Below are 22,562 nucleotides of genomic sequence, written 5' to 3' on the forward strand. Positions count from 1 at the left end.
TCTCTAACGTTTCGGCATAAACTGCCTGAATAATTCGCGGCTCTTTAAGGGCTTGCCGCCAAGATACGGCTTGAGGGCAATGCGGGTAAAGCGTTTTGCAGCGCGCAGTGTGTCCTGATCGGGAAACTCGCGCTCATACAGCGCCCGGAGATGACGACCGGTAAATGTGCTGTTATCGATTACGACGCTGGCAATAAAACCTTTTTCTTCCCGATAACGATAGGTCATCGTGTCCTCGACCTCGTCTCCGCTCCCCGCACAATGCAGAAAATCGACGCCATATCCCAGATGTCCCAGCAGCGCCAGTTCGAAACGACGCAGCGCAGGTTCGGGGGTACCGGTGGTACCCGCCAGCGCCTGAATACAGTGCAGATAATCGAAGAAAAGTTCAGAGAAGCGAGTCTCATGTTCAAGAACGCGCGAGATGAGTTCGTTGATATACAAACCGCTGTACAGCGTGATACCAGAAAGAGGAAGTGCCAGAGAGACGGCTTCGGCACTGCGCAGGGTTTTGACCTCCCCTCGCCCACCAAAACGAACCAGCAAGGGAGTGAAAGGCTGTAAGGCACCTTTCAGGTTAGAACGTTTGGAACGTGCGCCTTTAGCAACAAGGCGCACGCGGCCCGACTCTTCCGTGAAGACGTCCAGCATGAGGCTGGTTTCGCTCCAGGGACGACTATGCAGGACAAAGGCACGCTGCCATCCATCCATCATACTCGTCGTCTTGAGTTATTGGTCTTCGCCGTAACCGAGGCTGCGCAGAGCACGCTCATCATCGGCCCAGCCAGATTTCACTTTCACCCACAGTTCCAGGTGAACCGGGGCTTCGAACATCTCCTGCATGTCTTTGCGGGCTTCAATGCCGATGGTTTTGATCTTGGTACCTTTGTTGCCAATCACCATCTTCTTCTGCCCTTCACGCTCAACGAGGATCAGGCCATTGATATCGTAGCCGCCGCGTTCGTTGCTCTGGAAACGTTCGATTTCTACCGTCACGGAGTATGGCAGCTCAGCACCGAGGAAACGCATCAGCTTTTCACGGATGATTTCAGAGGCCATAAAGCGCTGGGAGCGATCGGTAACGTACTCTTCCGGGAAGTGATGGATCGCTTCCGGCAGATGCTTACGCACGATGCCCGCGATGGTATCCACATTCAGACCGGTCTCGGCAGACAACGGTACGATATCGAGGAAATTCATCTGACTACCGAGCCACTGCAGATGCGGCAGCAGGTCAGCCTTCTCTTGTACGTTGTCCACTTTGTTGACCGCGAGGATGACCGGTGTTTTACCGTCACGCAGTTTATTCAGCACCATTTCGTCGTCCGGCGTCCAGCGGGTGCCTTCAACAACGAAAATGACCAGCTCAACGTCGCCAATCGAGCTGCTCGCCGCCTTGTTCATCAGGCGGTTAATGGCGCGCTTCTCTTCCATGTGCAGGCCCGGAGTATCGACATAAATCGCCTGATACGCGCCTTCTGTATGGATACCCACGATGCGATGACGCGTGGTCTGCGCCTTACGTGAGGTAATAGAAATCTTCTGCCCGAGCAGATTATTCAGCAGCGTAGATTTGCCGACGTTCGGACGTCCGACGATGGCAATAAATCCGCAATAGGTTTTTTCTTCGCTCATTCCAGCTCCAGCATTTTCAACGCCTGTTCGGCGGCAGCCTGTTCAGCCTTACGACGGCTAGAACCTGTGCCCACCACCGGTTCACTCAGGCCACTGACCTGGCAATGGATGGTAAATTCCTGATCGTGCGCTTCGCCACGCACCTGCACCACCAGATAGGATGGCAGCGGGAGATGGCGACCCTGCAAATATTCCTGCAAGCGCGTTTTCGGATCTTTTTGTTTATCGCCCGGACTGATTTCGTCCAGACGGGTCTGATACCAGTTCAGGATCAGCTTTTCTACGGTCTGGATATCGCTGTCCAGGAACACGCCACCGATTAATGCTTCGACCGTATCGGCAAGAATAGATTCACGACGGAAGCCGCCGCTTTTCAGTTCACCCGGCCCAAGACGCAGACATTCGCCCAGTTCAAATTCGCGCGCGATTTCCGCAAGGGTATTGCCCCGAACCAGCGTGGCACGCATGCGGCTCATATCACCTTCATCCACACGCGGGAAACGATGATAAAGCGCATTCGCAATCACGAAACTTAAAATAGAGTCACCTAAAAATTCGAGGCGCTCATTATGTTTGCTGCTGGCACTGCGATGGGTTAATGCCTGTTGCAACAACTCCTGATGATGAAAAGTGTAGCCCAGCTTCCGTTGAAGCCGATTAATTACGATGGGGTTCATGCGATACCAATAAATGAATGCGTCAAAAATGCAGCACACGAAACCGACCTGAGAAAACCAACGCGGTTTCGTGTGCCGTGGCACCCTTGCAGGGCCAACCTTAAACTTCGGGGGAATATTCTATACACAACGACAGGGGATGTCGTTAGTTCGAAGAAATTTATCGCTGAAATAATTCACGCAGCCGCTAATTAAAGCGGCTACGCGTTCATTTAATGAGAATTAATGGATTCCGCCAATACGATTCAGGCGCACGCCGGTCGGCCATTCACCTTCCTGCTTCTCAAAACTCATCCAGATTGCGGTCGCTTTACCCACCAGATTCGCTTCAGGTACAAAGCCCCAGTAACGGCTGTCCGCAGAATTATCGCGGTTATCACCCATCATGAAGTAGTGTCCCGGAGGCACAATCCAGCTTGCCAGCTGCTGACCCGGTTGTTTGTAATACATACCCAGCTGATCCTGCGCAATCGGCACGGTCAGGATACGGTGCGTAACATCACCCAGCGTCTCTTTACGCTCAACCAGACGAATACCGTTCTCTTTGGTTTCACCTTTCGGTACCTGGAAGAACCCACTGGTCGCCTCGCCGCCGTTACGACGGGCAAAGGTCTGGACAAAATCACTTGGCTCAACGTTTGAGTAGGTGATTGGCAGCGCGTTCTCACACGCCGTACCGGAACTGCAGCCCGGCTGAACGGTAACTTCCTTCGCAACCGGATCGTAAGTGACCTTATCACCCGGCAGACCCACCGCACGCTTAATGTAGTCCAGGCGCGGATCTTCCGGATATTTGAACACCACGATGTCGCCACGTTTCGGATGACCCGTTTCGATCAGCGTTTTCTGGTAGATAGGATCTTTGATGCCGTAGGCAAACTTCTCGACCAGAATAAAATCACCAATCAGCAGCGTTGGCATCATTGAACCTGACGGGATCTGGAACGGTTCGTAAATAAACGAACGTACCACCAGCACAATCGCCAGCACCGGGAATACCGATGCTCCTGTTTCCAGCCAGCCCGGTTTCGGGCCGACTTTCTTCAGCGTTTTCGCATCCAGCTGATCGCCTGTGGCTGCCTGAGCGGCAGCCTGGCGTTCACGGCGTTTTGGGGCGAAGATAAACTTATCCAGACACCACAACAGACCGGTCACCAGGGTAGCAATGACCAGGATCAGGGCAAACATGTTCGCCATGCCAACTCCTTAGGGTTATTTGCTGTCTTTACCAACATGAAGGATGGCAAGGAATGCTTCCTGCGGCAGCTCGACGTTACCGACCTGCTTCATACGCTTCTTACCTTCTTTCTGCTTCTGCAGCAGCTTTTTCTTACGGCTGACGTCACCGCCATAGCATTTAGCCAGAACGTTTTTACGCAGCTGTTTTACAGTGGAACGCGCGATAATGTGGTTGCCAATGGCAGCCTGAATCGCGATATCAAACTGCTGACGCGGGATCAGGTCTTTCATCTTCTCAACCAGCTCACGGCCACGATATGGCGCGTTGTCGTTGTGGGTGATCAGCGCCAGCGCGTCCACGCGCTCACCGTTGATCAGCACATCCACACGGACCATGTTGGAGGCCTGGAAGCGTTTGAAGTTGTAATCCAGTGACGCATAGCCACGAGAGGTTGACTTCAGACGGTCGAAGAAGTCGAGTACCACTTCCGCCATTGGGATTTCATAGGTCAGCGCCACCTGGTTACCGTGGTAAACCATGTTGGTCTGCACACCACGCTTCTCGATACACAGCGTAATGACGTTACCCAGGAACTCCTGCGGCAGCAGCATGTGACACTCAGCGATTGGCTCGCGCAGCTCGTGAATGTTGTTCAGCGGCGGAAGCTTGGACGGGCTGTCGACGTAGATAACCTCTTTCGAGGTGGTTTCAACTTCATAGACTACGGTCGGTGCAGTGGTGATCAGATCCAGATCGTATTCACGCTCCAGACGCTCCTGAATGATCTCCATGTGCAGCAGGCCGAGGAAGCCACAGCGGAAGCCGAAGCCCAACGCCGTGGAGCTCTCTGGCTCGTAGAACAGTGAGGCATCGTTCAGGCTAAGCTTACCGAGTGCATCGCGGAAGTTTTCGTAGTCGTCAGAGCTAACCGGGAACAGACCCGCGTAAACCTGCGGTTTCACCTTTTTAAAACCTGGCAGTGCTTTATCTGCCGGGTTACGAGCACCCGTCAGGGTATCGCCTACTGGCGCGCCAAGGATGTCTTTGATTGCGCAGACCAACCAACCTACCTCGCCGCACTTCAGCTCGGTACGGTCAACCTGTTTTGGCGTGAAGATGCCCAGACGATCCGCATTGTAGACTTGCCCGGTACTCATTACCTTGATTTTGTCGCCTTTACGCATGGTGCCGTTTTTAATACGCACCAGGGAGACAACGCCAAGGTAGTTATCAAACCAGGAGTCGATGATCAGCGCCTGCAGCGGGCCATCCGGGTCACCTTCCGGAGCCGGAATATCACGAACCAGACGTTCCAGAACATCGGTCACGCCCACGCCCGTTTTAGCGGAGCAGCGTACCGCATCGGTCGCGTCGATGCCGACAATATCTTCAATCTCTTCCGCTACGCGCTCAGGATCGGCGGCTGGCAGGTCGATCTTATTCAGAACCGGCACAACTTCGAGATCCATTTCCATCGCGGTGTAGCAGTTTGCCAGGGTCTGGGCTTCTACGCCCTGCCCGGCATCCACCACCAGCAGCGCGCCTTCACAGGCTGCCAGCGAGCGTGATACCTCATAGGAGAAGTCAACGTGGCCTGGGGTGTCGATAAAGTTTAACTGATAGGTTTCACCATCAGCCGCTTTGTAATCCAGCGTGACGCTCTGCGCTTTAATGGTGATACCGCGTTCGCGTTCCAGGTCCATGGAGTCCAGAACCTGGGCTTCCATTTCACGATCAGACAGGCCACCGCAAATCTGGATAATACGGTCAGACAGCGTCGACTTACCGTGGTCAATGTGAGCAATGATCGAAAAGTTACGTATGTTCTTCATATAGTTAAATAATTATGCCTTACGAATTCCTGGAGGCCGCTGTTCTTAGCCTGACGTTTTTCAGTGCGAAAACGCAGCATTCTACACTACATCCTCGCTACCTGGAAATGCACTTAGAGACAGGTATAGCGTGAAGAAAGGACGTTTTCTGTTTTAGGACGTAAATAATGATAAAGCCCGATGGATCACCGGGCCTCAGAAGAGAGCGTTTCAACACGAAGCTGGTCTGGCGCCAGCCCAACGCTGAGAATGACAGGTTGCCACTCTTCGCGGGCAGCGAGCTTCGGAGAGAAACCTTTGGCCAACCAGAATCCTCCCACGCCACCTAATGCGGCACCGCACATGGCGGCTGCATCGGTGCCAAACAGCATCTGGAATATGCCGCCCATCACAAACAACCCTACCAGCGGGGAGAGGTAAACCAGCATAGCCGAACTGAGCAGGCTACCTTCCGCAATACCCAGCTCGACCTTCTGTCCCGCCATCAACGGCTGTTCGCTTGGCACAGAAATCGTGTGCGACGTTTGTGGCCCGAGCTTATTTAGCACGCGACTGCCGCAGCCGGCTCTGGACGCGCAGCTATTACATGATGCTTTGACATCGCAGCTCACCAACGCAATGCCGTTCTGCCACGATACAACCGTAGCCCACTCTTTAATCATTGTGCGGCCCTGAATTTTATGCTGTCAGAAATGCGTTTTGCCGTCTGCGGAGGTAACTCACCCACAATCGTGATCTCTGCGTTATCGCGTACCGTGGTGCTGACCGTACGACGTCCGGTACGAAGCATTTGTTCAGAACTGTTTGCCGTTGCGCGATTGATATTCACCGAGAAGCTGAATAATCCATCGGAATAAAGACGCGATTCAACGGGAGTCTCAATGGTTGGCAACTGACGACGGCTGCTTGAAACTTCGCTAAACCCTTGTGGGATCCAGGAAGGCACCCAGTTGAAATTAACAGAGTCACCCGCCGGAACAGAAAGCAGTGGCGGCAGACTGGCTTTAGCCAGATTCTGCATGCTGTTTCCAACCTGATTGTTCACATTGAAGGAGATAACGCGGAACTGTTCCAGCGTTTCACCGTCACGGTCAAGCAGGTCTACACGCATAGGAAGTTTAGTTTCTGCGTCAATCCAGACGATATAGCTGTAGCGTGTTCCATCCCGGGCAACAACGCGGATCACCTCACACAACCTGTCCGCAATGCGCGTACGCCCTACCGAAATAAAATCGTAGTAAGGGGCGAGCCGCTTGAAGTCGGTGTAAATAAGTGACGGCAGAGAATCAACGATATAGTCGCCATTCAGCGTGAAAGGCTCCAGACCAGGTTCGAAATAACTGATTTCTTTACCACGCTGAACAACTTCCCGACGCGGGCCATCCATCTGTAAAAGCTGGGCGAGCGGCTGGTTATCAAGACGGGCATGGCGATAGCGTAACGACTCGACACCCTGCTTATTGATGCTGATAAATGCCAACTCATAATTGAGTGACTGGCTAGCCTGATTCATTTGCTGCAACAACGCCCCGGATGAAACATCAGCCGAGGCGTTGGCAGAGAAGAACAAGCTACCCGCCATCAGAGACATGGCGAACCAAAGTTGCTTCATTACTGCGATTGCGTTCCTAAAGTTTGGTTTCCGGGCACCTGCACAGCAGCTTGCTGTGTTTGTGCCTGCTCAAACTGAAGCTGTTCAGAGTGCAGACGACGCTGCAACTCATAATCCTGCAACATCGCATTAATGCGACGGCGCTGCTCCTGAACCTGCTGTTGCTGACCGCCGCTGGCGGAGGCATCAGCCGGTACACCCAGGCTTACCGGGCTGGCTTTGCCCATCATCGGCAGTGTGTTAAACACTGGCGCTTCTGGCTGCTGATTAGTTTCAGACTGAGTATTATAGTGCTGGACGCCAACGATAACTGCAAGCGATACGCATGCAGCCACCCCCATTTGGGTGAGCTGGCTAGCCCACGGACGCACCTTTTGCCAGAACGGCATTTTCTGCCACTGGTGAGGTGCTGGTTGAGCTTCAGGAATCAGCGGAGTGGTCTGATGAACAGGCTCATTCTCAATGGCCGCCATCACGCGGGCTGAGATATCGAAATGGAGAACCTCGCCGGTGTCACCACGAAGAGTGTCACGGATGAGATGGTAACTCTCCCAGGTCTCTTGCATTTCGGGAGAATGAGACAGCTCGTTGAGCAGCTCACTATCCAGCGTTTCACCATCCATTAAAGCGGAAAGTTTTTCTTTCTGCATGCCTAATACCTTTTCCAGTATCCCGCTATCGTCAACGCCTGATAAGCGGTTGAACTTTATTATCAATAGCTTCTCGCGCACGGAAAATTCGTGAACGTACCGTACCGACCGGACAATCCATGATAGCGGCTATCTCTTCATAGCTCAGACCATCCAGCTCCCGTAACGTAATTGCCATGCGTAAATCTTCCGGGAGCGACTCGATCGTGCGAAAAACGATTTGTCTCAGTTCTTCTGACAACATTAAGTTCTCAGGGTTCGAAATTTCTTTCAATGCGCCGCCACTTTCGAAGTTTTCGGCGTCGATTGCGTCCACATCACTTGAAGGTGGACGACGTCCCTGAGCGACCAGATAATTCTTTGCCGTATTGACTGCAATACGGTACAGCCAGGTATAAAAAGCACTATCCCCCCGGAAAGAATCCAGCGCGCGATAGGCCTTGATAAAAGACTCTTGTACCACATCAGGTACATCACCTGACGGTACATAACGGGAAACCAGGCTCGCCACTTTATGCTGGTAGCGCACCACCAGTAAGTTAAAGGCTTTCTGATCTCCCTTCTGGACCCGTTCAACCAGGACCTGGTCCGTTAACTGCTCGCTCATCCGAGGTAATGTCTCCCCAAACCTAAATTCCACGCGTTATCGAAACGCCACTCTAAAATACCGCACTTTGAGCAAGCACCGAATTAGAGTGTCTGATCTTCAATAAGTTCCGTAACGCCTTTGTTTTTGTTCATCGCGCCGCAGACTGTTCATTTTCTCTCATTATAAGTCTGTTCACGATACGCACCACTTTCTGACAAGAAACATCTTTTTCCCGCCAGAAGAGTAACGCAACCCTGGCTTTATTTCACCACAAAATCTGACACTAACGATCTGCTTCGCAAAATAATTTCATTCATTTACCTCCTGTTTACGCCACCTTACGAGTTTAGTCATTGCAACAGACTTTAAAAAAAACGTGCGATATCTCGCATTCAGGTGCTATTCTGACCAAACACTGTTTAGTAAATTAAACAAAAATCATGAACACAACACCTGAACTTCATTGTGATGTACTGATCATCGGCAGCGGTGCTGCCGGTCTCTCTCTGGCGCTGCGTCTGGCCGAGCATCAGAACGTTATTGTTCTGAGTAAAGGGCCGATAAGTGAAGGTTCCACATTTTATGCCCAGGGCGGTATTGCCGCTGTGTTTGACGAAACAGACAGCATTGCATCACACGTTGAAGATACGTTGATTGCCGGTGCCGGGATCGTGGATACGCACGCCGCAGAGTTTGTCGCCAGTAATGCCCGTCATTGCGTTCAATGGCTCATCGACCAGGGGGTATTATTTGATACCCAGGTTCAGCCCAATGGCGAAGAGAGCTATCACCTTACTCGTGAAGGCGGTCATAGTCACCGTCGCATCCTTCACGCCGCGGATGCCACGGGTAAAGAAGTTGAAACTACGCTGGTCAGTAAGGCTCTTAGTCATCCTAATATTCGGGTCCTTGAGCGGAGTAATGCCGTGGACCTGATTATTTCCGACAAAATTGGCCTGCCCGGCACGCGTCGCGTCGTGGGTGCCTGGGTCTGGAATCGTAATAAAGAGAAGGTTGAAACTTGTCAGGCGAAGGCTGTCGTACTGGCTACAGGTGGCGCCTCCAAGGTATATCAGTACACCACCAACCCGGACATAGCCTCCGGAGACGGTATTGCCATGGCCTGGCGCGCCGGTTGCCGCGTGGCGAACCTCGAATTTAACCAGTTTCACCCGACCGCATTGTTCCACCCTCAGGCACGCAACTTCCTGCTCACGGAAGCGCTGCGCGGAGAAGGTGCTTACCTGAAACGCCCTGACGGTTCACGCTTTATGCCGGACTTTGATGCCAGAGGTGAACTCGCGCCACGTGACATCGTTGCCCGCGCCATCGACCATGAAATGAAACGTCTTGGCGTGGACTGCATGTATCTCGATATCAGCCATAAGCCCGCAGAGTTCATTCGCCAGCACTTCCCGATGATTTACGAAAAGCTGCTGAATCTGGGCATTGATTTAACCCGCGATCCGGTGCCCATTGTACCTGCCGCCCACTATACCTGTGGTGGCGTAATGGTTGACGACCATGGACGTACGGATGTAGATGGCCTGTATGCTATCGGAGAGGTCAGCTATACCGGACTTCACGGCGCGAACCGTATGGCCTCTAACTCACTGCTTGAATGCCTGGTGTACGGCTGGTCTGCAGCGGAAGACATCACGAAACGCATGCCGTACGCCCGCGAGACAGAGCACCTGCCTGCCTGGGATGAAAGCCGTGTGGATAACCCGGATGAGTTGGTGGTGATCCAACATAACTGGCATGAGCTACGACTGTTTATGTGGGACTACGTGGGGATTGTACGCACGACCAAACGACTTGAGCGCGCGTTGCGCCGCATCACCATGCTCCAACAGGAAATTGATGAGTATTATGCCAATTTCCGCGTATCGAATAATTTGCTGGAGCTGCGCAATCTGGTTCAGGTCGCTGAACTGATTGTACGCTGCGCGATGATGCGTAAAGAGAGCCGCGGGCTGCACTATACTCTGGATTACCCGGATCAGCTTGCTGAATCCGGCCCGTCGATACTCTCACCGCAGGTTCACATAAACAGATAAAATGCCTGGGTCAGAGCGGTGTAATCTTCGGAATAACGCTGGTCTGGCCCACGGATCACCATTCTGTCATTAAAGCATTCACCTTCTTTTGGTGATAGCGCCAGCAGTACGCGGTGCGGCAGCCGTCCTTCCGTATCCGAAATATCGGTACGCAAACGTAGCGTCCAGCCAATCTCCTGGGCGATGCCGATGAATGTATTGCCCGTACTCTCAGGTAGGACGACACAGAAAAAACCCTCTTCGGAGATGAGCTCTGCCGCACTGGTGAGTAGCGCTTTATGGTTGAGGGAGCCGGTGTAACGCGCCTGTTCGCGCTCCGGTGAACCGCACTCAACGCCGGGCTCATAGTAGGGAGGGTTACTGACGATGAGATCGTAACGTGCGGTTTGTTCAGGTGCCCAGGCCAGCACATCTGCGCATTCCACTTTCATCCGTTCTGCCCAGGGAGATTCGGCCGCATTTTCACGCGCCTGCTCTGCGGCCTGCGCATCCAGTTCAACCGCATCAATCGTGACATGCTCTTCTGTACGTTGCGCCAGCATCAACGCCACCAGCCCGCTGCCGGTACCGATATCAAGAATACGCTTAACACCTGCGACAGGTGCCCAGGCTCCCAGTAAAATACCGTCTGTGCCGACTTTCATAGCACAGCGATCGTGAGCAACAAAAAATTGTTTAAATGTAAAACCATCGCGGCGCAGCTGCGCTTTGAGTTGAGACATGTCAGGGCAACCTTCTAAGTGAAACTGGAGTAGCATAGGGGAAAGCGAAGTGACCGAAAAGCGATATCCATACAAACAGATGAAGATTACAGCCGTAACGTCTATAATCAGCGCCCCACACAGAGGTAGAACATGACTGTAACGACTTTTTCCGAACTTGAACTCGATGAAAGCCTGCTCAATGCACTTGAGAGCAAAGGCTTTACACGCCCGACCGCCATTCAGGCAGCGGCCATTCCGCCTGCGCTTGAGGGCCGTGATGTGCTCGGTTCTGCGCCAACCGGCACGGGGAAGACAGCAGCCTATTTGCTGCCTGTGTTGCAGCATCTGCTCGATTTTCCACGTAAAAAATCTGGCCCGCCGCGTATTTTAATCCTGACGCCGACGCGCGAGCTGGCCATGCAGGTGGCCGATCACGCGCGTGAACTGGCGGCAAACACCCATCTTGATATCGCCACCATCACCGGCGGCGTTGCGTATATGAACCACGCCGAAGTGTTCAGCGAAAACCAGGACATCGTCGTTGCGACGACGGGCCGCCTGCTGCAGTACATTAAAGAAGAGAACTTCGACTGCCGCGCGGTTGAAACGCTGATCCTCGACGAAGCCGACCGTATGCTGGACATGGGCTTCGCACAGGATATTGAGCATATTGCGGGTGAAACGCGCTGGCGTAACCAGACGATGCTGTTCTCTGCCACCCTCGAAGGGGAAGCGATTAAAGACTTCGCAGAGCGTCTGCTGGAAGATCCGGTGGAAGTGTCAGCGACGCCGTCCACCCGTGAGCGTAAGAAGATCCACCAGTGGTACTACCGCGCGGACAACCTTGAGCACAAGGTCGAATTGCTCAAACACCTGCTGAAGCAGGAAGATGCGCTGCGCACAATCGTGTTTGTGCGTAAGCGCGAGCGCGTGCACGAGCTGGCAGAAATGCTGCGTAACGCCGGGATCAACAACTGCTATCTTGAAGGCGAGATGGCACAGATCAAACGTACCGAAGGCATTAAGCGCCTGACCGATGGCCGCGTTAACGTGCTGGTTGCCACAGACGTTGCCGCTCGCGGGATCGACATCCCTGACGTCAGCCACGTCATTAACTTCGATATGCCTCGCAGCGGCGATACCTATCTGCACCGTATTGGCCGTACCGGCCGCGCGGGCCGCAAAGGGATTGCTATCTCACTGGTCGAAGCGCATGACTACCTGCTGCTGCAGAAAATTGGCCGCTATGTTGACGAGCCGCTGAAAGCGCGCGTTATTGATGGCCTGCGCCCGACCACACGTGCGCCGAGTGAAAAAATGACGGGTAAACCGTCCAAGAAAGCGCTCGCGAAACGTGCTGAGAGAAAAGAGAAAGAAAAAGAGAAGCCACGCGTGAAGCAGCGTCACCGCGATACCAAAAACATTGGTAAGCGCCGTAAGCCAAGCGCTGCCGCGCAGGAAACGAAGACTGAAGAGTAATAAAAAGCCGGGGAAAATCCCCGGCTTTTTTATTCTGCCCCCACGGCTGAAACTATTACAGGCTTTCAGTAAAGGTACGAGCGATAACGTCGCGCTGTTGTTCTGGGGTCAGAGAGTTGAAGCGTACTGCATAGCCAGACACGCGAATGGTCAGCTGTGGGTATTTTTCAGGGTGCTCAACCGCATCCATCAGCGTTTCGCGACGCAGCACGTTAACGTTCAGGTGCTGACCACCTTCCACACGTACTTCCGGTTTCACTTCCATTGGGATTTCACGGTATTCAATTTCGCCCAGCTTGCTGACTGGAACAATTTCATCTTCAGCAAAACCGGCTTTCGCGACGACACAACGTGCTTCGTTTTTCTCGCTGTCCAGCAGCCAGAAAGAGTTGAGCAGATCGTCATTTGCAGCTTTAGTAATCTGGATACCTGTAATCATGTGTTGCCTCCCTTAGGCTACATTAACTGATGTCGGCCTCTTCAGGCCAATTGGTAAAACCAATGTTTCTTGTGTGTATATATATCATTCGCACCTTGGTGATTTATTGATTTAAATCAACAAAAACACCAACCATACAAAGAGTGTGGTTTGAATTTATTGTTTTAGATCAATTTTATCGCCTTACCAATTCAATTTCGCCTGCATACTTTCAAAATAAATTGAGGGACTTACGGTCAATTTCTGCCTGTGATTTTGCGCCCATGTATTTAACAGGTAAGCTAGACGCAGATTGAGATTCGCAGGAGAGCGAGATGACGACACCTTTAACCTGGCACGACGTGCTGGCCGAAGAAAAACAGCAGCCCTATTTTATTAATACTCTCAGCACCGTCGCGACGGAGCGGCAGTCTGGCCAGACGATTTATCCGCCACAGAAAGATGTTTTCAACGCCTTTCGCTATACCGAATTGAGCGATGTCAAAGTCGTTATCCTCGGACAGGATCCTTACCATGGCCCAGGGCAGGCGCACGGGCTGGCGTTCTCTGTACGCCCGGGCGTGGCTATCCCCCCTTCTCTGCTGAACATGTATAAAGAGCTTGAGGGAACGCTGCCTGGGTTTACCCGCCCTACTCACGGTTACCTGGAAAGCTGGGCGCGCCAGGGCGTGCTGTTATTGAATACGGTGCTTACCGTACGGGCGGGTCAGGCGCACTCACACGCAAGCCTGGGCTGGGAAACGTTTACTGACAAAGTCATCAGCCTGATCAACGAGCATCGTGAAGGCGTGGTATTTTTACTCTGGGGTTCTCACGCGCAGAAGAAAGGGGCGATTATCGATCGTCAGCGTCATCACGTGTTGAAAGCGCCGCACCCGTCACCGTTGTCTGCACATCGCGGTTTCTTTGGCAGTAATCATTTTGTTCTGGCGAACGAATGGCTGGAAAAACGTGGCGAAACGCCAATTGACTGGATGCCTGTGTTACCGGCAGAAAGCGAGTAGTATTTAATGTGCCGGGTCTAACCCGGCACATTAAGAGGCTTATGCCTTATTCTGACGCCACCACTCGGCCAGCAGTACGCCAGTCGCAACGGATACGTTCAGACTTTCCACATTACCTGTTCCGTCGATAGAGACGCTCAGATCTGCACTGGAGAGCGCCGCGTCAGACAGACCATCGCGCTCCTGACCCAGCACCAGCACCATTTTACGCGGCAGCGTCGCTTTAAACAGCGGCGTACCAGCATGGCTCGAAGTCGTCACGATGGAATAGCCCGCTTTACGGAACTGCTCAATAGCATCCAGAACGCTATCACCGGTGATCGGCTGAACGTGCTCAGCACCACCTTCTGCAGTACGGATCGCCGCACCTGATTCCAGCAGTGCAGCATCCTGCAACAGCACGCCTTTCACGCCGAAGTGCGCGCAGCTACGCATCATCGCACCCAGGTTATGCGGGTTGCCCACATCTTCCAGCGCCAGAACACAGTCATCGGCCTCTGCCTGGCTGACCCATTGCTGAACGGTGGTGCCATTACGTTTTTTGATCAGGAAGCAAACACCACCGTGGTGTTCGGTACCGGACGCTTTGGTCAGCTCGGCATCATCTACCACGTGATAGGCTTTACGGTTCGCGGCCATCCAGCGCAGCGCTTCTTTAAAACGTGGAGTCACGCTCTGGATAAACCAGGCGCGGACGATGCACTCAGGACGGCTCTGGAACAGCGCCTGGCAGGCATTCTCGCCATACACGCGAGTCTCTTCAGCCCGCTGACGACGCAGCACTTCCGGGTCGATAAAGCTTTTACCGCTGATACCACCGTGATCGGCTTTTTCTGGCGTCTCATCGCCAGGCGCGCGAGAAACGGTACGCCACGGGGATGAGTTATCACGTGAGAAGTCATCACGTGGACGGTCATCACGTTTGCGATCGTCACGCTTACGGTCATCACGTTTGCGGTCATCACCGCGGTTATTTCTGTCATCGCGGGCGGGGCGACGGCCACCGTCTGCACGAGAAGACGCCGGACGCCCGCCACCTTTTCCGGTACGCGGATTTTGGGTGCGTTTATCAGAGTCATCATCACTGCGGACATACATCACTTTGACCTTGCCGCTTTTGTTTTTCATTTCGTCGTTCATGCTTTTCTCCACCAGCGCTGCGCGAAGCGCGCAGATTACCCGATGTGCCAGCGCATAGCCATAATTTCGTACAAAAGCCTGTGACTATTGTTCTCATTGAATAAAACGCATTGTTGTTTCAAACAGGCTCATTGATAATATGTAACATATTAGAAACATTATCGGCGTTTGCCGCTGTCCCACGGCTCTATCAGAGGTTAGTTATGAATACCGTATGTGCCAACTGTCAGGCTCTCAATCGCATTCCGGACGATCGGATTGAAGATGGTGCGAAATGCGGGCGTTGTGGTCATGAATTGTTTGATGGCGATGTCATTAACGCAACGGGTGCTACGCTGGACAAACTCCTCAAGGATGATCTTCCCGTAGTGGTCGACTTCTGGGCGCCATGGTGCGGCCCATGCCGTAGCTTCGCGCCGATCTTCGAAGATGTGGCAGAAGAGCGCAACGGGAAAATGCGGTTCGTTAAGGTCAATACCGAAGCGGAACCCGAACTGAGCGCACGTTTTCGTATTCGCAGCATCCCGACCATTATGATTTTCAAAAAGGGTGAAGTGATCGATATGCTCAACGGTGCGGTTCCAAAAGCACCTTTTGAAAGCTGGTTAAACGAGTCGCTGTAACATTCATGGGGCACATCTTGTGCCCCGTTCCCGCCTCTGCGAAAATAGGGTTTTTCCTGCATTTCGCCCATGACTGATAACGCTGTCCTTCAATTACGTGCCGAACGCCTTGCTCGCTCAACGCGTCCCTTTCTTGCCCGTGGCAATCGAATCCGTCGTTGCCAGCGATGCCTGCTGCCACTAAAGGTTTGCCTGTGCGAGACGCTGGCCCCGAGTACAGCGGAGAGTCGTTTTTGTCTGGTGATGTTCGATACCGAGCCGATGAAACCCAGTAATACGGGTCGCCTGATTGCCGACATTCTGCCTGATACCACTGCGTTTCAGTGGTCGCGCACGGAGCCACCACAGGCCCTGCTCGACGCAGTGACAAACCCGGACTATCAGCCCATGGTCGTTTTCCCGGCCTCTTATGCAGGGGCCGATCGTCAGGTGCTTTCGGCTCCCCCATCCGGTAAACCGCCCCTGTTTATTATGCTGGATGGCACCTGGACCGAAGCACGAAAAATGTTTCGTAAAAGTCCTTATCTTGACGCACTGCCGGTGATTTCTGTCGATCTTTCCCGGGTCTCCGCCTACCGCCTGCGTGAAGCGCATGCCGACGGGCAATACTGCACTGCCGAAGTGGCCATTGCGCTTCTGGATTTAGCAGGCGATACCGTAGCGGCAGGCGCCCTGGGCAACCATTTCTCCCGCTTTCGCGAGCGCTATCTGGCGGGAAAAACCGTTCATAAGGGCAGTGTCACAGCACTCGATCCAGAAAGCGTTTAAAATCATCAGGTCGCTTGCATTCACAGGAGGCCTGCATGAGCCAGCGAGGGTTAGAAGCGCTATTACGTCCTAAATCCATTGCCGTTATCGGCGCCTCAATGAAACCGGATCGTGCAGGCTATCTGATGATGCGTAACCTGCTGGCCGGAGGGTTTAATGGCCCTGTTATGCCCGTTACGCCTGCCTACAAGGCTATTCAGGGGGTACTTGCCTGGCCAGATGTACAGAGCCTGCCTTTCGTACCCGATCTTGCCGTACTGTGTACCAATGCGAAACGAAATCCGGAACTGCTGGAATCACTCGGTAAAAAAGGGTGTAAAACCTGCATTATTCTCTCGTCTCCACCTGAACAACAGCCCGAGCTGCTGGCATGCGCCAGTCGTTATCAAATGCGCATCCTTGGGCCGAACAGTCTTGGCCTGCTCGCCCCCTGGCAGGGTCTGAATGCCAGTTTCTCTCCTGTACCAATCCGTAAAGGCAAACTCGCGTTTATTTCGCAATCGGCGGCGGTATCGAACACCATCCTCGACTGGGCTCAGCAGCGTGAAATGGGATTCTCCTACTTCATTGCCCTGGGTGACAGCCTGGATATTGACGTTGATGAGCTCCTTGATTTTCTGGCTCGCGACAGTAAAACCAGCGCAATCCTGCTTTACCTCGAGCACCTCAGCGATGCCCGTCGTTTTGTATCGGCTTCACGAAGCGCATCGCGCAATAAACCGATCCTGGTGATCAAAAGTGGACGTAGCCCTGCAGCCCAGCGACTTCTGCAGTCGCATTCCGGTATGGATCCTGCCTGGGACGCCGCCATTCAGCGTGCGGGTTTGCTGCGGGTACAGGATACACACGAGCTTTTTTCCGCCGTCGAGACGCTAAGCCATATGCGCCCATTGCGCGGTGAGAAGTTAATGATTGTCAGTAACGGCGCCGCCCCTGCCGCACTCGCGCTGGATGAACTGTGGCGGCGCTTCGGTAAGCTGGCAACGCTGGGTGAAGAGACGCTGCAACGTCTGAGAGAAGCTCTCCCGACAAGTGTGACGCCAGACAACCCGCTTGACTTACGCGATGACGCCAGCAGCGATCGCTATATCAAGGCCATCTCGATTTTGCTGGATAGCCAGGATTTCGACGCGCTGATGATTATCCACTCCCCCAGCGCGGCCGCTCCAGGTAGTGAAAGTGCGCGGGCACTCATTGATACCGTGCGCAATCATCCACGTGGAAAATATGTCACTTTGCTGACCAACTGGTGCGGTGAGTTTTCTTCGCAGGAGGCGCGACGCTTGTTCAGTGAAGCCGGACTGCCAACCTACCGTACTCCGGAAGGCACTATCACTGCATTTATGCATATGGTCGAGTATCGCCGTAACCAGAAACAGTTACGCGAAACCCCAGCGTTACCCGGTAATCTGACGGCTAACACCGTCGACGTTCACCGTCTTTTACAACAGGCTATCGAAGAGGGTGCGACAACGCTTGATACGCATGAAGTTCAGCCCATTCTCGGCAGTTACGGAATGCAAACCCTGCCCACCTGGATTGCCAGCGACAGCGCTGAGGCTGTGCATATTGCCGAACAAATTGGCTACCCGGTTGCCCTTAAGTTGCGTTCACCGGATATCCCACATAAGTCTGATATTCAGGGGGTGATGTTATACCTGCGTACGGCAACGGAGGTTCAGCAAGCAGCAGATGCCATTTTTGATCGGGTCAAAATGGCCTGGCCGCAGGCAAGGATCCACGGGTTGCTGGTGCAAAGCATGGCTAACCGCGCAGGTGCTCAGGAGCTGCGGGTGGTGGTTGAACATGATCCCGTGTTTGGCCCGCTCATTATGCTGGGAGAAGGCGGCGTTGAGTGGCGGCCTGAAGAACAAGCCGTTGTAGCGTTACCGCCGCTGAACATGAATCTGGCGCGTTATTTGATCATCCAGGCGATTAAAAGCAAAAAGATCCGCGGTCGGAGCGCGCTGCGTCCACTTGATATTGCCGGGCTAAGTCAGTTCCTGGTGCAGGTATCTAACCTGATTGTGGATTGTGCCGAGATCCAGCGGCTGGATATCCACCCCCTTCTCGCCTCCGGTAATGAATTTACGGCGCTGGACGTGACGCTGGATATCGCGCCCTTTGAAGGCGACAGAGAGAGCCGTCTGGCGATCCGTCCTTACCCGCTGCAACTGGAAGAGTGGGTAGAGATGAAGAATGGGGAACGCGCCTTATTCCGCCCTATTCTGCCGGAAGATGAACCTCAGCTGCGGGCCTTTATCTCTCAGGTCACGAAAGAGGATCTTTACTATCGCTATTTTAGTGAAATCAACGAATTTACCCACGATGATTTAGCCAATATGACCCAGATCGACTACGATCGAGAAATGGCTTTTGTCGCCGTTCGTCGTTCCGATAAAGGCGATGAGATCCTTGGCGTGACGCGTGCTATTTCTGACCCGGATAATGTTGATGCGGAGTTTGCCGTGCTGGTGCGCTCCGATCTAAAAGGCCTGGGTCTGGGGAGACGACTGCTGGAAAAACTCATCAGTTATACGCGAGATCACGGATTGTTACGCCTTAATGGCATTACTATGCCTAACAATCGCGGTATGGTGACCCTGGCGCGAAAACTTGGATTTGATGTTGATATTCAACTGGACGAAGGTATTGTTGCCTTGTCCCTCAACCTGACATCAGCAGATAAACACGAGTAAGCTACTGGAAATGTTACCCACTTTGGACGGGACTGGTGGTATCATTGTCCGCTTATGTTGTTTGCATGGTACAGACAACCCTTCAATGAACAGAGAAGAAACGCACTGTGATGTTGTCAAAATTTAAGCGTAATAAACATCAACAACACCTTGCTCAACTACCGAAGATTTCTCAGTCAGTTGATGATGTAGAGTTCTTTTACGCTCCCGCTCATTTTCGGGAGACGCTTCTTGAAAAGATTGCCAGCGCCACGCGACGCATTTGCATTGTGGCACTGTATCTAGAACAAGACGAAGGCGGGCGCGGGATCCTGAACGCGCTCTATGAAGCCAAACGTCAACGTCCTGAACTCGATGTTCGCGTGCTGGTTGACTGGCATCGCGCTCAGCGCGGTCGTATTGGCGCTGCCGCTTCAAACACCAATGCTGACTGGTATTGCCGCATGGCGCAGGAGAATCCTGGCGTCGATGTTCCTGTTTATGGCGTGCCTGTTAATACTCGTGAAGCGCTCGGCGTCCTTCATTTCAAGGGTTTCATCATTGATGACAGCGTACTTTACAGTGGTGCTAGTCTGAATGATGTTTACCTCCATCAACTCGATAAGTATCGCTACGACCGCTACCATCTGATTCGTAATCCTCAGATGGCCGATATCATGTTTAACTGGGTTGATAAAAATCTGGTTCATGGCCGTGGTGTAAATCGCCTTGACGATCCAGAGCGCCCTAAAAGCCCGGAAATCAAAAATGATGTTCGTGCATTCCGCCAGGAACTGCGCGATGCGGTCTATCATTTCCAGGGCGATGCAAACAACGAAGAGTTATCCGTTACCCCGCTGGTAGGTCTCGGCAAATCAAGCCTGCTAAATAAAACGATCTTCCATCTGATGCCGTGTGCAGAGCAGAAACTCACCATCTGTACACCGTACTTCAACCTTCCTGCCGTGCTGGTGCGTAACATCATTCAGCTGCTGCGCGATGGTAAAAAAGTGGAAATCATCGTTGGGGATAAAACGGCTAACGACTTCTTTATTCCTGAAGATCAGCCGTTCAAAATTATCGGTGCGCTACCTTACCTCTATGAGATTAACCTTCGCCGTTTCCTGAGTCGTTTACAGTATTACGTAAACACTGACCAGCTGGTTGTGCGTCTGTGGAAAGATGAAGACAACACTTACCATCTCAAAGGTATGTGGGTCGACGATGAGTGGATGCTACTGACCGGTAACAACCTGAACCCGCGCGCGTGGCGACTGGATCTGGAAAACGCTATCCTGATCCATGACCCACAGCATGAGTTAGCCGCAAAACGTGAGCGTGAGCTGGAGCTGATTCGCACACATACCACTGTGGTTAATCATTACCGCGAACTGCAGAGCATTGCCGATTATCCGGTGAAGGTCCGCAAACTTATCCGCCGTTTACGTCGTATCCGTATCGACCGACTTATCAGCCGTATTCTGTAATGCCACAGCCCTGTCTTCGACGGGGCTTTTTTATGGAGTTCTTGATGCGCATCCCTCTCCTGCTAACTACTCTCGCCCTCACCGGCTGTAGCCATATGGCAAACGATAGCTGGTCCGGTCAGGATAAAGCCCAACATTTTCTCGCTTCCGCGATGTTGTCCGCAGCCGGTAATGAATATGCTCAGCATCAGGGATACAGCCGGGATCGTAGCGCGGCGATAGGGTTGATGTTCTCTGTCGGTCTTGGGGCATCTAAAGAATTGTGGGATAGCCGCCCCGCAGGGAGCGGCTGGAGCTGGAAAGATTTTGCCTGGGATGTCGCCGGCGCAACGACTGGCTATACTGTGTGGCAAATGGCGCACTATTAAAGCCGGATGCCTTTCCCTTTGCGATGAAGCATCAGGGATACGATAAATGCCAGCGCCCCCATTGCAGTGACGTACCAGAAGAATGTCGTTTCACTTCCCCATGATTTAAGAGACAACGCAACATACTCCGCCGATCCGCCAAACAACGCATTGGCTACCGCATAAGAGAGCCCGACTCCTAAAGCACGTACCTGCGCCGGGAACATTTCGGCTTTCAGTATTCCACTGATCGAGGTATAGAAACTGACAATCACCATCGCCAGCATAACCAGCGCAAATGCTGCATACGGCGAAGTCACATGCTGAAGAGCAGTCAGAATAGGTACGGTACATAACGCCGACAGCCCGCCAAAAATCAGCATCGACGTCCGCCGGCCAATTTTATCCGAGAGCGCACCGATAATGGGTTGTATGAGCATAAAGACAAACAGCGCCACGGTCATGACGACACTGGCGACGTTTGCGTGCATTCCGGTAGTGTTCACCAGGTACTTTTGCATATAGGTGGTGAAAGTATAGAAACTGAGAGAGCCACCGGCAGTGAAGCCCAGCACCATCAGGAAAGCTTTGCGGTTACGCCATAACCCTTTGAAGGTTCCCGCCTCCTTCAGCGTTCTGACCTCTTTCTGAGAGGTTTCATCCAACTGACGGCGTAGCCAAAGTGCGACGATCGCCAGTACTGCACCCATTGCGAAAGGAATTCGCCATCCCCAGGCGTGGAGTTGTTCGTCCGTCAGAATCTGCTGCAGGATAACCACCACAAGAATGGCCAGCAACTGACCGCCAATAAGCGTGACATACTGGAAGGAGGCGTAAAAACCTTTACGACCTTCCAGAGCAATCTCACTCATGTAGGTCGCACTCGTGCCGTATTCGCCCCCCACCGATAACCCCTGGAATAAACGGGCCAGCAAAAGTAGCGCGGGAGCCCAGGTTCCAATGGATTCATATCCTGGCAGGCAGGCGATCACCAGAGAGCCAAAGCACATCATACAAACCGAGATCAGCATAGAAGCCTTACGCCCGCGACGATCCGCAATACGGCCGAACAACCAGCCCCCGATCGGTCGCATCAGGAATCCTGCAGCAAATACCCCTGCTGTTTGTAGAAGTTGCGTCGTGGTGTTGCCGGAGGGAAAGAAAATATGTGCGAAGTAGAGTGAACAGAATGAGTAGACGTAAAAGTCGAACCATTCAACCAGATTCCCTGAAGAGGCGCTGACGATTGCCCATACCCTTCTTCGGGTATCACTGTTAGCCAGCGTCCCGTTTGATGTAATGCTTTCTGTCATTGTGATTATGCTCCTGCCATAAACTGCGGCGTATTGAGTCAGTACACTCAATTACCTCGTAAATGAAATGTTATAATTTCGTTATAATTAACATTGAGACAACGATCACACATTCCATTAGCAGGGTAAGGGATTAAGAGAAAGGCCAGGCTGGGAAAAGACAAAGAAAAAAACCCCGTACCTTACGGTACGGGGTTCTTCCTGATTGATGCCCGGCAGTTCCCTACTCTCATGGGGAGACCCCACACTACCATCGGCGCTACGGCGTTTCACTTCTGAGTTCGGCATGGGGTCAGGTGGGACCACCGCGCTAAAGCCGCCAGGGCAAATTCTGTTAAATCTGTA

22 protein-coding genes and 1 rRNA gene are annotated in these 22,562 nt (G+C 52.8%); 8 read left to right on the forward strand and 15 right to left on the reverse strand.

Annotation, left to right across the window (positions count from 1 at the left end; genetic code table 11):
* Positions 1-3: 3 nt before the first annotated feature.
* The 10 genes from recO to rseD form a co-directional block, all read right to left on the reverse strand.
* The gene (recO, locus tag ACJ9Y9_RS17515; RefSeq protein ID WP_028016061.1) at positions 4-711 is read right to left on the reverse strand and encodes a DNA repair protein RecO; all 708 of its coding nucleotides are present in this window, start codon (positions 709-711) and stop codon (positions 4-6) included.
* A gap of 18 nt (positions 712-729) precedes the next feature.
* Positions 730-1,635, reverse strand: a complete 906-nt coding sequence (gene era, locus ACJ9Y9_RS17520; RefSeq protein ID WP_028016060.1) for a GTPase Era — start codon at positions 1,633-1,635, stop codon at positions 730-732.
* Positions 1,632-2,312: a ribonuclease III gene (gene rnc, locus ACJ9Y9_RS17525; RefSeq protein WP_003860711.1), complete on the reverse strand. Its 681-nt coding sequence runs from the start codon at positions 2,310-2,312 to the stop codon at positions 1,632-1,634. The genes era and rnc overlap by 4 nt, the downstream gene beginning before the upstream one ends.
* 222 nt (positions 2,313-2,534) lie before the next feature.
* The gene (gene lepB / locus ACJ9Y9_RS17530; RefSeq protein WP_028016059.1) at positions 2,535-3,509 is read right to left on the reverse strand and encodes a signal peptidase I; all 975 of its coding nucleotides are present in this window, start codon (positions 3,507-3,509) and stop codon (positions 2,535-2,537) included.
* Between the two features lie 15 nt (positions 3,510-3,524).
* Entirely contained in the window at positions 3,525-5,324 is a 1,800-nt protein-coding gene (gene lepA / locus ACJ9Y9_RS17535; RefSeq protein WP_028016058.1) for a translation elongation factor 4, read from the reverse strand.
* 185 nt (positions 5,325-5,509) lie between these two features.
* Positions 5,510-5,986: a SoxR-reducing system protein RseC gene (gene rseC, locus ACJ9Y9_RS17540; RefSeq protein ID WP_028016057.1), complete on the reverse strand. Its 477-nt coding sequence runs from the start codon at positions 5,984-5,986 to the stop codon at positions 5,510-5,512.
* Entirely contained in the window at positions 5,983-6,936 is a 954-nt protein-coding gene (gene rseB / locus ACJ9Y9_RS17545) for a sigma-E factor regulatory protein RseB (protein ID WP_028016056.1), read from the reverse strand. Before rseB ends, rseC begins: the two co-directional genes overlap by 4 nt.
* Positions 6,936-7,586: an anti-sigma-E factor RseA gene (gene rseA, locus ACJ9Y9_RS17550; RefSeq protein ID WP_014832926.1), complete on the reverse strand. Its 651-nt coding sequence runs from the start codon at positions 7,584-7,586 to the stop codon at positions 6,936-6,938. Before rseA ends, rseB begins: the two co-directional genes overlap by 1 nt.
* 31 nt (positions 7,587-7,617) lie before the next feature.
* Positions 7,618-8,193, reverse strand: coding sequence for an RNA polymerase sigma factor RpoE (rpoE, locus tag ACJ9Y9_RS17555; RefSeq protein ID WP_006176728.1), 576 nt, complete (start codon positions 8,191-8,193; stop codon positions 7,618-7,620).
* Positions 8,190-8,252, reverse strand: a complete 63-nt coding sequence (gene rseD / locus ACJ9Y9_RS17560) for a rpoE leader peptide RseD (protein ID WP_229255512.1) — start codon at positions 8,250-8,252, stop codon at positions 8,190-8,192. Before rseD ends, rpoE begins: the two co-directional genes overlap by 4 nt.
* Before the next feature lie 363 nt (positions 8,253-8,615).
* Between rseD and nadB the strand changes: the two genes are divergently transcribed.
* Positions 8,616-10,235 carry an L-aspartate oxidase gene (nadB, locus tag ACJ9Y9_RS17565; protein WP_028016055.1) on the forward strand — a complete coding sequence of 540 codons (1,620 nt, stop codon included), beginning with the start codon at positions 8,616-8,618 and terminating at the stop codon, positions 10,233-10,235.
* Here nadB and trmN read toward each other — a convergent pair.
* Positions 10,220-10,957, reverse strand: a complete 738-nt coding sequence (gene trmN / locus ACJ9Y9_RS17570) for a tRNA(1)(Val) (adenine(37)-N(6))-methyltransferase TrmN (protein WP_032666641.1) — start codon at positions 10,955-10,957, stop codon at positions 10,220-10,222. The two genes, nadB and trmN, sit on opposite strands and share 16 nt — an antisense overlap.
* A gap of 132 nt (positions 10,958-11,089) precedes the next feature.
* Between trmN and srmB the strand changes: the two genes are divergently transcribed.
* Complete coding sequence (srmB, locus tag ACJ9Y9_RS17575) at positions 11,090-12,418, forward strand: ATP-dependent RNA helicase SrmB (protein ID WP_028016053.1); 1,329 nt, start codon at positions 11,090-11,092, stop codon at positions 12,416-12,418.
* Positions 12,419-12,473: 55 nt separating this feature from the next.
* Here srmB and grcA read toward each other — a convergent pair whose 3' ends face one another.
* Positions 12,474-12,857: an autonomous glycyl radical cofactor GrcA gene (grcA, locus tag ACJ9Y9_RS17580; RefSeq protein ID WP_008502190.1), complete on the reverse strand. Its 384-nt coding sequence runs from the start codon at positions 12,855-12,857 to the stop codon at positions 12,474-12,476.
* A gap of 314 nt (positions 12,858-13,171) precedes the next feature.
* Here grcA and ung point away from each other — a divergent pair, with 314 nt between their 5' ends.
* Positions 13,172-13,861 carry a uracil-DNA glycosylase gene (ung, locus tag ACJ9Y9_RS17585; RefSeq protein ID WP_028016052.1) on the forward strand — a complete coding sequence of 230 codons (690 nt, stop codon included), beginning with the start codon at positions 13,172-13,174 and terminating at the stop codon, positions 13,859-13,861.
* 39 nt (positions 13,862-13,900) lie between these two features.
* On the opposite strand, the gene ACJ9Y9_RS17590 is transcribed toward ung, so the two are convergent.
* Complete coding sequence (locus tag ACJ9Y9_RS17590; protein ID WP_028016051.1) at positions 13,901-15,001, reverse strand: tRNA/rRNA methyltransferase; 1,101 nt, start codon at positions 14,999-15,001, stop codon at positions 13,901-13,903.
* Between the two features lie 203 nt (positions 15,002-15,204).
* Here ACJ9Y9_RS17590 and trxC point away from each other — a divergent pair, with 203 nt between their 5' ends.
* From trxC to ACJ9Y9_RS17615, 5 genes are all read left to right on the forward strand, one after another.
* Positions 15,205-15,624, forward strand: a complete 420-nt coding sequence (gene trxC, locus ACJ9Y9_RS17595; protein WP_028016050.1) for a thioredoxin TrxC — start codon at positions 15,205-15,207, stop codon at positions 15,622-15,624.
* 69 nt (positions 15,625-15,693) lie between these two features.
* Positions 15,694-16,392, forward strand: coding sequence for a tRNA-uridine aminocarboxypropyltransferase (gene tapT / locus ACJ9Y9_RS17600; RefSeq protein WP_028016049.1), 699 nt, complete (start codon positions 15,694-15,696; stop codon positions 16,390-16,392).
* A 35-nt stretch (positions 16,393-16,427) separates the two neighbouring features.
* Positions 16,428-19,091 (forward strand): bifunctional acetate--CoA ligase family protein/GNAT family N-acetyltransferase, encoded by a 2,664-nt coding sequence (locus ACJ9Y9_RS17605; protein ID WP_028016048.1) that lies wholly within the window; start codon positions 16,428-16,430, stop codon positions 19,089-19,091.
* 110 nt (positions 19,092-19,201) lie between these two features.
* Complete coding sequence (gene pssA / locus ACJ9Y9_RS17610; RefSeq protein ID WP_028016047.1) at positions 19,202-20,557, forward strand: CDP-diacylglycerol--serine O-phosphatidyltransferase; 1,356 nt, start codon at positions 19,202-19,204, stop codon at positions 20,555-20,557.
* A 44-nt stretch (positions 20,558-20,601) separates the two neighbouring features.
* Positions 20,602-20,925: a YfiM family lipoprotein gene (locus tag ACJ9Y9_RS17615; protein ID WP_028016046.1), complete on the forward strand. Its 324-nt coding sequence runs from the start codon at positions 20,602-20,604 to the stop codon at positions 20,923-20,925.
* Here the strand turns inward: ACJ9Y9_RS17615 and ACJ9Y9_RS17620 are convergent.
* Together ACJ9Y9_RS17620 and rrf are read right to left on the reverse strand one after the other, a co-directional pair.
* Entirely contained in the window at positions 20,922-22,217 is a 1,296-nt protein-coding gene (locus ACJ9Y9_RS17620) for an MFS transporter (RefSeq protein WP_028016045.1), read from the reverse strand. The two genes, ACJ9Y9_RS17615 and ACJ9Y9_RS17620, sit on opposite strands and share 4 nt — an antisense overlap.
* Positions 22,218-22,427: 210 nt before the next feature.
* A 5S ribosomal RNA gene (gene rrf, locus ACJ9Y9_RS17625) occupies positions 22,428-22,541 on the reverse strand.
* Positions 22,542-22,562 lie beyond the last annotated feature (21 nt).

Source organism: Enterobacter sp. CPE_E1241 (assembly GCF_045618265.1).
GTDB lineage: Bacteria > Pseudomonadota > Gammaproteobacteria > Enterobacterales > Enterobacteriaceae > Enterobacter > Enterobacter adelaidei.